The organism is Pseudomonas sp. UM16 (genome assembly GCF_050312595.1).
Lineage (GTDB): Bacteria > Pseudomonadota > Gammaproteobacteria > Pseudomonadales > Pseudomonadaceae > Aquipseudomonas.
Window position 1 is genome coordinate 63649 of the sequence record NZ_JBNPJT010000022.1, and the last position, 10384, is coordinate 74032.

9 protein-coding genes and 1 pseudogene are annotated in these 10384 nt (G+C 60.8%); 6 read left to right on the forward strand and 4 right to left on the reverse strand.

What is annotated here, in order from left to right:
• Window positions 1–6: 6 nt before the first annotated feature.
• Together ACQRAX_RS22385 and ACQRAX_RS22390 are read right to left on the reverse strand one after the other, a co-directional pair.
• Complete coding sequence (locus ACQRAX_RS22385; RefSeq protein ID WP_412039710.1) at window positions 7–750, reverse strand: TPM domain-containing protein; 744 nt, start codon at window positions 748–750, stop codon at window positions 7–9.
• On the reverse strand, window positions 750–1352 hold the full coding sequence (locus ACQRAX_RS22390) for a LemA family protein (RefSeq protein WP_412039711.1): 603 nt from the start codon (window positions 1350–1352) through the stop codon (window positions 750–752). The genes ACQRAX_RS22385 and ACQRAX_RS22390 overlap by 1 nt, the downstream gene beginning before the upstream one ends.
• Window positions 1353–1535: 183 nt before the next feature.
• On the opposite strand from ACQRAX_RS22390, the gene bglX reads away from it, so the two are divergent.
• The 6 genes and pseudogenes from bglX (at window position 1536) to ACQRAX_RS22420 (ending at window position 9686) form a co-directional block, all read left to right on the forward strand.
• A complete protein-coding gene (gene bglX, locus ACQRAX_RS22395; RefSeq protein ID WP_412039712.1) occupies window positions 1536–3827 on the forward strand; it encodes a beta-glucosidase BglX in 2292 nt (763 codons plus the stop codon).
• A gap of 60 nt (window positions 3828–3887) precedes the next feature.
• Window positions 3888–5639, forward strand: coding sequence for an ATP-binding protein (locus ACQRAX_RS22400; protein WP_412039713.1), 1752 nt, complete (start codon window positions 3888–3890; stop codon window positions 5637–5639).
• The gene (locus ACQRAX_RS22405; protein WP_412039714.1) at window positions 5639–6982 is read left to right on the forward strand and encodes a sigma-54-dependent transcriptional regulator; all 1344 of its coding nucleotides are present in this window, start codon (window positions 5639–5641) and stop codon (window positions 6980–6982) included. Before ACQRAX_RS22400 ends, ACQRAX_RS22405 begins: the two co-directional genes overlap by 1 nt.
• A gap of 164 nt (window positions 6983–7146) precedes the next feature.
• Window positions 7147–8466, forward strand: coding sequence for an MFS transporter (locus ACQRAX_RS22410; protein ID WP_412039715.1), 1320 nt, complete (start codon window positions 7147–7149; stop codon window positions 8464–8466).
• Between the two features lie 285 nt (window positions 8467–8751).
• Window positions 8752–8958, forward strand: a pseudogene (locus ACQRAX_RS22415) (heme utilization protein); the annotation flags it as partial.
• A 116-nt stretch (window positions 8959–9074) separates the two neighbouring features.
• Window positions 9075–9686, forward strand: a complete 612-nt coding sequence (locus tag ACQRAX_RS22420; RefSeq protein ID WP_412039906.1) for a flavin reductase family protein — start codon at window positions 9075–9077, stop codon at window positions 9684–9686.
• Here the strand turns inward: ACQRAX_RS22420 and ACQRAX_RS22425 are convergent, their stop codons facing one another.
• Both ACQRAX_RS22425 and ACQRAX_RS22430 read right to left on the reverse strand, forming a co-directional pair.
• Entirely contained in the window at window positions 9687–9917 is a 231-nt protein-coding gene (locus ACQRAX_RS22425) for a hypothetical protein (RefSeq protein WP_412039716.1), read from the reverse strand.
• Between the two features lie 38 nt (window positions 9918–9955).
• On the reverse strand, window positions 9956–10264 hold the full coding sequence (locus ACQRAX_RS22430) for an antibiotic biosynthesis monooxygenase family protein (RefSeq protein WP_412039717.1): 309 nt from the start codon (window positions 10262–10264) through the stop codon (window positions 9956–9958).
• Window positions 10265–10384 lie beyond the last annotated feature (120 nt).

The window sequence follows — 10384 nt, forward strand, 5'->3', positions numbered from 1 at the left end:
ATTGTTCTACCAGCCACCGGAGGAACCACCGCCGCCGAAGCCGCCGCCACCGCCACTGAACCCACCGCCGCCTCCGCGACCGCCACCAAAACCGCCAAAGCCACCGCCGAAACCGCCGCCCATGCCACCACGGCCGCCGCGCCCCGCGCCGCCCAAACCCATGGACTGCGCAGCGAAGACGATGATGATCAGCAGCACAAACAGACCAACGGCCCAGGCCGGCGCACCGTCTTCATCCCCTCCACCCTGAGCCCGCGACGGTTCGGCCAAGGGATTGCCACCCAGTACCTGAAGAATCGCCGCAGTGCCTTGAACGATGCCCAGCTTGAACTCGCCACGCCGAAACGCCGGGGTGATGATGCCGTTGATGATCACCGAAGCCTGGGCATCGGTCAGGCGCTCCTCCAGGCCATAGCCGACCTCGATGCGCAGCTTGCGCAGCTGTGGTGCGACGATCAACAGCGCACCGTTGTCTTTGCCCTTCTGGCCAATCCCCCAGTGGCGGCCGAGTTGATAACCGAAATCCTCGATCGGCAACCCTTGCAGATCATTTACCGTGACCACCACGACCTGCTCGCCAGTGGCCTGCTCATGGCCTGCGAGCATGCGTTCAAGCTGCTCGCGACTGCTGGCGTCGAGCAGGCCGGCATTGTCCACCACCCGCCCGGTCAAGGTCGGAAAGCTCGGCTCGGCGCGCAGCGGGGTGACGATCAACAGCGCCAGCAGCAACGTCCAGTGCAACAGACGCATCAGAATTTCACTTCAGGGGCTTTGTCGGCATCGCTGGCAGTGGCCTCGAAATTTTCCCGCAGCGGCAGGTTGCTGTACATCACCGTGTGCCACAGGCGGCCAGGGAAGGTGCGGATTTCAGTGTTGTAGCGCTGCACGGCGGCGATGAAGTCCTTGCGCGCCACGGCAATGCGGTTTTCCGTACCTTCAAGCTGCGATTGCAAGGCCAGGAAGTTCTGGTTCGACTTCAAGTCTGGATAACGCTCGGAGACCACCATCAGGCGGCTGAGCGCACCGGTCAGTTGCGACTGTGCCTGCTGGAATTGCTGCAGTTTCTGCGGATCGTCCAAGGTGCTGGCATCGACCTGAATAGAAGTGGCTTTGGCCCGCGCCTCAATGACCGCAGTCAGGGTTTCCTGCTCCTGCTTGGCATAGCCTTTGACCGTTTCCACCAGGTTGGGGATCAGGTCAGCGCGGCGCTGATACTGGTTCTGCACCTGGGCCCAGGCCGCCTTGACCTGCTCATCGTAGTTGGGAATGTTGTTGATTCCGCACCCGGCCAGCAAGCTGGTGAGCATCAGCAACAGCCACACCTTTGCGCCCTTGAACTGGATTACCTGCATAGTTGCTCTACTCCTTGATCAGCGTGAACCCTGGTACTTGAGGCATAATCCGTCACCGCCACTGGATCGTGATGGCCCAATCGGCTAAAAGATGCCCAGCAAACTACAACAATAGCCGTTTCCCCCATTTCGGCCGAGCAGTATCACCGTGAATACTGCCCTGAGCCTTGAGAACAGAATTTAATGAACAAGCTGTGTTTGCTAGGCCTCCTCGTTAGCCTGGCCAGTCAGTCGGCTTTTGCCGATACCTCTGCCGCTCCGTTGCAGAACAAACAGGCGTTCATCGCCGATCTCATGGGCCAGATGACCCTGGACGAGAAGATCGGTCAATTGCGCCTGATCAGCATCGGCCCGGAAATGCCCCGCGAAATGATCCGCAAGGAAATCGCCGCTGGACGCATTGGCGGTACCTTCAACTCGATCACCCGTGCCGAGAATCGTCCGATGCAGGACGCCGCCGGCCGCAGCCGCCTGAAGATCCCGATGTTCTTCGCCTATGACGTGATCCACGGCCACCGGACAATTTTCCCGATCAGCCTGGCCCTGGCCTCGAGCTGGGACATGGACGCAATCGCCAAGGTCGGCCGGGTCTCGGCACAGGAAGCCGCCTCCGACGGTATCGACATGACCTTTGCGCCAATGGTCGATATTGCCCGCGATCCGCGCTGGGGCCGCACCAGCGAAGGCTTTGGTGAAGACACCTACCTGGTCTCGCGCATCTCCAAGGTCATGGTCGAGTCCTTCCAGGGCAAAAGCCCGGCAGAGCCGACCAGCCTGATGGCCAGCGTCAAGCACTTCGCCCTGTACGGCGCGGTTGAAGGCGGACGTGACTACAACACGGTCGACATGAGCCCGACCAAGATGTTCAACGACTACCTGCCGCCCTACCGCGCCGCCATCGATGCTGGCGCCGGTGGCGTGATGGTCGCGTTGAACTCGATCAACGGTGTACCGGCCACTTCCAACACCTGGCTGATGCACGACCTGCTGCGCAAGGATTGGGGCTTCAAGGGCGTAACCGTCAGCGACCACGGGGCAATCACCGAGCTGGTGCGTCACGGCGTCGCCCGTGATGGCCGTGAGGCGGCGAAGCTGGCCATCAAGGCCGGCATCGACCTGAGCATGAACGACTCGCTGTACGGTGAACAACTGGCCAGCCTGCTCAAGGCCGGCGAAATCAACCAGGCCGACATCGACAATGCCGTGCGCGAAGTACTCGGTGCCAAGTACGACATGGGCCTGTTCGCCGACCCGTACCGTCGCATCGGCAACGCCAGCGACGATCCGGCCGACACCTACGCCGAAAGCCGCCTGCACCGCGCTGAAGCCCGCGACGTGGCGCGCCGTAGTCTGGTGCTGCTGGAAAACCGCGAACAGACCCTGCCGCTGAAAAAGTCCGGCACTATCGCCCTGGTCGGTCCGCTGGCCGACGCACCAATCGACATGATGGGCAGTTGGGCCGCCGCTGGCCGCCCGCAACAGTCGGTGACCGTGCGTGAAGGCATGCGCCAGGTGCTCGGTGACCAGGCCAAGGTGATCTACGCCAAAGGCTCCAACGTCACCCACGACAAGGCGATCCTCGACTACCTGAACTTCCTCAACTTCGATGCTCCGGAAATCGTCGATGACCCACGTCCGGCGGCCGTCCTGATCGACGAAGCGGTCAAAGCGGCCAAGCAATCCGATGTAGTAGTGGCCGTGGTCGGTGAGTCGCGGGGCATGTCCCACGAATCATCAAGCCGCACCACCCTGGAAATCCCTGCCGCTCAGCGTGAGCTGATCAAAGCGCTGAAAGCCACCGGCAAGCCGCTGGTGCTGGTGCTGATGAACGGCCGACCGCTGTCGCTAACTTGGGAGCGCGAGCAGGCTGACGCCATTCTCGAAACCTGGTTCAGCGGTACCGAAGGCGGTAATGCCATTGCCGACGTGCTATTCGGCGACTACAACCCGTCGGGCAAGCTGGCCATCACCTTCCCACGCTCGGTGGGGCAGATCCCGATGTACTACAACCACCTGAGCATTGGCCGCCCGTTCACCCCGGGCAAGCCTGGCAACTACACTTCGCAGTACTTCGAGGAGCCCAATGGTCCGCTCTACCCGTTCGGCTATGGCTTGAGTTACAGCGACTTCAGCCTGTCGCCGCTGACCTTGTCTAGCAAGACCCTGAAAAAGGGCCAGACCCTCGAAGCCAGTGTGCAGGTCAAGAACACTGGCAAGCGTGACGGCGAAACCGTGGTACAGCTGTATATCCAGGATATCGCCGCGTCGATGAGCCGCCCTGTGAAGGAGCTGAAGAACTTCCAGAAGGTCATGCTCAAGGCCGGTGAAGAACGCACCCTGCGCTTCCAGATCAGTGAAGACGACCTGAAGTTCTACAATACCCAGCTGCAATGGGCCGCCGAGCCGGGTGAGTTCAATGTCCAGGTCGGCCTGGACTCCCAGACCGTTCAGCAACAGCGCTTCGAACTGCAGTAAACCGTTGCCATGCTCCAAGGGAAGGTCAGGAGGCCTTCCCCTTCTGCCGGGATCCGCGCTATGCCTTATTCCTTTCGTGCCCTGCGCCTGGGGCTGATCATTTTCTTCATCCTGGCCGGCACCTTGTTCAGCGCAGGTTGGGCCATGCACCAGGCCAAGCGCCAGGCGCTGGTCGAGGACGCTGGCCGGGCCAACCAGCAATTGGGCCTGTACGCCAACTCGTTGCACACCCTGATTGAACGCTATCGCGCCTTGCCCGCGGTATTGGCCCTGGACCCGGAATTGATCAGTGCCCTCAGCGGCCCGGTCAACAGCCAGGTGCAGGACGCCCTGAACCGCAAGCTCGAACGCATCAATGGCGCCGCCAACTCTTCGACCCTGGAACTGCTGGACCATACCGGCCTCGCCGTGGCGGCCAGCAATTGGCGCCTGCCCAGCACCTATGTTGGTTCCAACTATGGTTTCCGGCCGTATTTCAAACAGACCCGCAGCCAGGGCAGCGGCCGCTTCTACGCCGTTGGGGTGACCAGCGGTGTACCCGGTTACTTCCTCGCCAGCGCTGTGCAGGATGGCAACAAGCGTTTTCTCGGCGCCATGGTGGTCAAGCTGGAGTTCCCGGAGCTTGAGCGCGAATGGCGCCAGGGCAGCGATATCCTCCTGGTCAGCGACGCCCGTGGAATCATCTTCATCGCCAACCAGGACGGTTGGCGCTACCGCGAACTCAAACCCCTGAGCAGCGCCGACCGGGCCGAACTGGCGGCCACTCGCCAATACGACAAGCAACCGTTGGTGCCCCTGCAGCATCAAGTGCTCAGCCGTTTCGACGACAACAGTCACCTGATGCGCGTGCAGAGGCCTGAAGGCAACACCGACTACCTGTGGGAAAGTTTGCCGCTGCAAGCCGAGGGCTGGACCCTGCACCTGTTGCGCAAGCCGCAAGTCAGTGACGACGGGCGCAATGCTGCCCTCGCTGCGGCCGCCGTCTGGTTGAGCCTGGTCTTCGCCCTGCTGTTCATCAGCCAGCGCCTGCGGCTGGCGCGGCTGCGCCATCGCAGCGGTGAAGAGCTCAAGCGCCTGGTCGAGGAACGTACTCGAGCGTTACGCACCGCCCAGGAAGGCTTGGTGCAATCGGCCAAGCTCGCGGCGCTGGGGCAAATGTCGGCTGCCTTGGCCCATGAAATCAACCAGCCGCTGACGACTCAGCGCATGCAACTGGCGACCTTACGCCTGCTGCTCGACAACCAACGTTACGATGAAGCACGCCTGGCCTTGGAGCCGCTGGAACAGATGCTCAAGCGCATGGCGGCGCTCACCGGTCACTTGAAGACCTTCGCCCGCAACAGCCCCAGCGGTTTGCGCGAACGTCTAGACCTGGCCACCGTGGTCGACCAGGCGTTACAGTTGCTGGAGACGCGGATTCGCGCCGAACAGGTCGAGGTCTCGCTGTATCTGGCCCGCCCGGCCTGGGTGCGTGGCGATGCAATCCGCCTGGAGCAGGTGTTGATCAACCTGTTGCGCAATGCTCTCGACGCGATGGCCGGGAAAAGCTACAAGCGCCTGGAAATCCGCATCGAAGCTGAGGCCGAACAATGGCGCCTGAGTGTGCTAGACAGCGGTGGCGGCATCGCCGCCGAACACCTGGCCAATGTCTTTGACCCGTTCTTCACCACCAAACCTGTGGGTGAAGGCCTGGGCCTGGGCCTGGCGATTTCCTATGGCATCATTCATGAAGCCGGCGGGCGCCTTACGGTCGACAATCAACCGGGCGGCGCACGTTTCAGCCTGACCCTGCCCTGTGATCTGGAGCCCTGATGTTCAATTCGGTAATGGTCATCGACGATGAAGCCAGCATCCGCACGGCGGTCGAGCAGTGGCTGAGCCTGTCCGGTTTCACTGTGCAACTGTTCAGCCGCGCCGAAGACTGCCTAAACCAGCTGCCTATGCACTTCCCCGGGGTGATCCTCAGTGATGTGCGCATGCCCGGCATGGACGGCCTGCAACTACTTGAGCAACTCCAGTTACGCGATGCCGACTTGCCGGTGATTCTGCTGACCGGCCACGGCGATGTACCGATGGCCGTCGAGGCCATGCGCAACGGTGCCTATGATTTCCTCGAAAAGCCGTTCAGCCCGGAAAGCCTGCTAGGCAGCCTGCGCCGCGCCCTGGAAAAGCGCCAATTGGTGCTGGAAAACCGCCGTCTGCACGAGCAAGCCGACCTCAAGGCGCGCCTGGAACTGAGCCTGTTGGGCATGTCGCAAGGTATGCAGCAACTGCGCCGGCAGGTGCTGGACCTGGCCAACCTGCCGGTCAATGTATTGATTCGGGGGGAAACCGGCAGCGGCAAGGAACAGGTCGCGCGCTGCCTGCACGACTTCGGTCCACGGGCTGGCAAACCCTTCGTCGCACTCAACTGCGCCGCCATCCCGGAACAGCTGTTTGAGGCTGAACTGTTCGGCCACGAAAGCGGTGCCTTTACCGGCGCCCAAGGCAAGCGCATCGGCAAGTTGGAATACGCCAATGGCGGCACGGTGTTCCTCGACGAAATCGAGAGTATGCCGCTGGCCCAGCAAGCCAAACTGCTGCGCGTACTGCAAGAACAGAAACTGGAGCGCCTTGGCGCTAACCAGAGCATTGCCGTCGACTTGCGCATCATCGCCGCCACCAAGCCCGACCTGCTCGAAGAAGCCCGTGCCGGACGCTTTCGTGAAGACCTGGCCTACCGCCTTAACGTTGCCGAATTGCGTTTGGCGCCGTTGCGCGAGCGGCGTGAAGACATCCCCTTGCTGTTCAACCACTTTTCCCGCCTGGCCGCCGAACGTGTCAGTCGGGGCGCGCCACTGCTCAGCGGTGCGCACCTTGGCCGCTTGCTCAGTCACGACTGGCCCGGCAACGTCCGCGAACTGGCCAATGCCGCAGAACGTCACGCGCTCGGGTTGGGAGAACCGGCGATTGCCGAGATCGAGGCCGGACAATCGTTAGCGGCCCAGCAGGAAGCGTTCGAAGCGCACTGCCTGCGCGCCGCCTTGACGCGACATAAAGGCGAAATCAAGGCCGTGATGGAAGAGCTGCAACTGCCGCGCCGTACCCTCAACGAGAAGATGCAGCGCCATGGTCTGTTGCGCGAAGACTTTCTCGGCTCAGAGCACCGGCAATAAGCGAAATATTGCCGATCACCCCAAAACTAATAAGCGGATTTCCGCCTATTGGTTTGCGCAAACCCTTCTAAACCGGGCCTTCAGCACCTGGCACAGCTCCTGCTATAGCTCTGGCAGGCTGCGTTTCGGCGCGCTCCACAAAAACAACTATGAAGGTCCCTTCGATGGATAACTCCACCACCCTGCCAGCCGGGGCGGCCGTTGCGCCCGCCGCGGAAAAAACCACCCGAAGCCGACTCAAGTCGATTTTCAGCGGTTCGATCGGCAACATGGTCGAATGGTACGACTGGTACGTTTACGCCGCGTTTTCCCTGTATTTCGCCAAAGCCTTTTTCCCTGCCGGCGACACCACCGCACAACTGCTGAACACCGCTGCGATCTTCGCCGTGGGCTTCCTGATGCGCCCGATCGGTGGCTGGCTGATGGGTATCTATGCCGACCGCAAAGGCCGCAAGGCGGCATTGATGGCCTCGGTACTGCTGATGTGCGCAGGCTCGCTGGTCATTGCCCTGACCCCGGGTTATGAAACCATTGGCGTTGCCGCGCCAATCCTGTTGGTGGTTGCCCGCTTGATGCAGGGCCTGTCGGTGGGCGGTGAATACGGCACCTCGGCCACCTACCTCAGCGAGATGGCAACCAAAGAACGTCGTGGCTTCTTCTCCAGCTTCCAGTACGTGACCCTGATTTCCGGCCAGCTCATCGCGCTGGCGGTATTGATCGTCCTGCAACAGACCCTGACCACCGAGCAGCTGTATGCCTGGGGCTGGCGTGTACCGTTTGTGATCGGCGCGCTGTGTGCGGTCGTGGCCCTGTATCTGCGTCGCGGCATGGAAGAAACCGCCTCCTTCACCAAGAAGGAAAAGTCCAAAGAAAGCCTGATGCGCACCTTGATGCGCCATCCCAAGGAACTGGCAACGGTGGTTGGCCTGACCATGGGCGGCACCCTGGCCTTCTACACCTACACCACCTACATGCAGAAGTACCTGGTCAACACGGTGGGCATGAGCATCAGCGATTCGACCACCATCTCGGCGGCGACCCTGTTCCTGTTCATGTGCCTGCAGCCAGTCATTGGTAGCCTCTCCGACAAGATCGGTCGGCGTCCGATCCTGATCGCTTTCGGCGTTCTGGGCACCGTGTGCACCGTGCCGATCCTGACCACCCTGCACACCATCGAGACCTGGTGGGGCGCATTCTTCCTGATCATGGCAGCGCTGATCATCGTCAGCGGCTACACCTCTATCAATGCCGTGGTTAAAGCTGAACTGTTCCCAACCGAAATCCGCGCTCTGGGCGTCGGCCTGCCTTACGCACTGACCGTATCGATCTTCGGCGGTACCGCCGAGTACGTGGCACTGTGGTTCAAGAGCATCGGCATGGAAACCGGTTACTACTGGTACGTGACCGCCTGTATTGCCTGTTCGTTGCTGGTGTATGTGTTCATGAAAGACACCCGCAAGCATTCTCGGATTACTACCGACTAATCGCATGGTTCGAGGCTACAGAAAGGGGGGGCGTCCAGCAGTGGACGCCCCTTTTTTTCGTTTAACGACCCATTAATCCGACGCGCTCATTCTTCAATCGCCAGGCAGCTAAGTAGCCTAGCCGCAGCGGCTTGTATCTCGACTACCCAGCCATATTTATATATATCGAATATATCGAATATATCGATTTTTATACGCTATTTTTTGTGCTTTTTAATCAATTTAATTGGCGTAGCATTGAGCCCATAGCAACAAACAACCCCTCACCACCCCGGAGTAACGACCATGAAAAGCAAATTGATCTTGACCTTGGCCTTCTCGGTACTGGCTGCCAACGCTTTCGCCGAAGACGGCTTCGATCGTACCAACGCCCACAACTTCACTGCCGTAGAGCCCCAGTCGGCTACTGTTGCAGAAGATGGTTTCGATCGCACTGGTGCCGCCAAATTCGCCGAAGACGGTTTCGATCGCACCCAGGCCCACCGCATCAGCTAAACCCTGCTACGACGCAATCAGCCCGGCTTCGGCCGGGCTTAATCGTTTTCAGCCAGACAAAGCCTTGGCACACTAGGCGCCTACTCACAGGGAAGGCCCTTGGGCCAATGCAGATGTACTACTACGAACCCGCAAAAGGCCACGGCCTGCCCCACGACCCGTTCAACGCCATCGTCGGCCCACGCCCGATTGGCTGGATTTCCTCTCAGGATGAGCAAGGCCGCCTGAACCTGGCGCCTTACAGCTTTTTCAACGCCTTCAACTACATTCCGCCGATCATCGGTTTCTCCAGCGTCGGGCGCAAAGACAGCCTGAACAACATCGAGAAAACCGGCGAGTTCGCCTGGAACCTGGCTACCCGGCCACTGGCCGAGGCCATGAACCAGAGCTGCGCCGCGGTTCCGGCTGACGTCGATGAGTTCACCCTGAGCGGCCTGACCCCGGCGGCCTCGAGCGTCATCGCCGTGCCACGGGTGCAGGAAAGCCCGGTGTCGTTCGAATGCAAAGTGACCCAGATCATCCAGCTGCAACGTGCAGACCAGGTACTAGTGCCGAGCTGGCTGATCCTGGGTGAAGTGGTGGCGGTGCACATCGCCGAGCATCTGCTCAAGGATGGCATCTACGACACCGCTGGCGGGCAACCGATCCTGCGTGGCGGTGGCCCAGCGGACTACTTCGAGCTGGGCAACCTGTTCAAGATGGCTCGCCCGCAAGTCAACGGCTGACTACCAGATCAGCTCGGCGTCGTCGCTGACGTCCTGCAGGCGCTCAAGTTCGTTACAGGCGGCCTCGTCGGCCGCCATGGCAGTGGTGAACGTCTGCCCGTCGAGGACTTTGTGAAAACGTGGTGCACCGCTGGCGCCCAGGCCTTTCACGGCGATTGCCGCACAGTAGCCTTCGTCGCCGCGTACCGCTGCCGATACGGCTTCAAACTGGGAAAATTCTTTACGTGCCATGTGTCTCAAATCCACATCGATTGCCGGAAAACGCCATTCTAACCCGCAGACGGCTCAGCAAAGGTATGCAGGTCAAGGCTGGCGACCACCTGGGCTTGTACCAGTTCGCCGAACAGGTCCAGCGTGGGCGAGGCGAAATAGCCGCTCATTGCCTGTTGATCACTCCAGAAACCGCTGAGCAGCCAAAGATCGGCATCCGCCTGGGACTGTTGCAGGTTGAAGTGCAGACAACCCGGTGCCTGTCGCGAAGGCTCGAGCAATTGACGCAAGCGCGCGCCCAGTTCCACTGAGCGACCGCTGCTGGCCCGGATAAAAGCAAGGTGGGTAAGCGCGTGTGGCAAGGTCATGAGCGTTTCTCCTAGAGCAGCCTGTTGTTATTGCCAGGTTGCACAGGTTAGGCGACGCCTCGCGCGGCCCGTTAGGCCATTCCTGTCGCCCGCTTGGCTGATCCTGCGCGTTGCAGGAGC

Excerpts from the sequence above, each read along its gene's own strand:
- ACQRAX_RS22385 (WP_412039710.1), bottom strand. The coding sequence starts at position 750 with ATGCGTCTGTTGCACTGGACGTTGCTGCTGGCGCTGTTGATCGTCACC.
- ACQRAX_RS22390 (WP_412039711.1), bottom strand. The coding sequence starts at position 1,352 with ATGCAGGTAATCCAGTTCAAGGGCGCAAAGGTGTGGCTGTTGCTGATG.
- bglX (WP_412039712.1), top strand. The coding sequence starts at position 1,536 with ATGAACAAGCTGTGTTTGCTAGGCCTCCTCGTTAGCCTGGCCAGTCAG.
- ACQRAX_RS22400 (WP_412039713.1), top strand. The coding sequence starts at position 3,888 with ATGCCTTATTCCTTTCGTGCCCTGCGCCTGGGGCTGATCATTTTCTTC.
- ACQRAX_RS22405 (WP_412039714.1), top strand. The coding sequence starts at position 5,639 with ATGTTCAATTCGGTAATGGTCATCGACGATGAAGCCAGCATCCGCACG.
- ACQRAX_RS22410 (WP_412039715.1), top strand. The coding sequence starts at position 7,147 with ATGGATAACTCCACCACCCTGCCAGCCGGGGCGGCCGTTGCGCCCGCC.
- ACQRAX_RS22420 (WP_412039906.1), top strand. The coding sequence starts at position 9,075 with ATGTACTACTACGAACCCGCAAAAGGCCACGGCCTGCCCCACGACCCG.
- ACQRAX_RS22425 (WP_412039716.1), bottom strand. The coding sequence starts at position 9,917 with ATGGCACGTAAAGAATTTTCCCAGTTTGAAGCCGTATCGGCAGCGGTA.
- ACQRAX_RS22430 (WP_412039717.1), bottom strand. The coding sequence starts at position 10,264 with ATGACCTTGCCACACGCGCTTACCCACCTTGCTTTTATCCGGGCCAGC.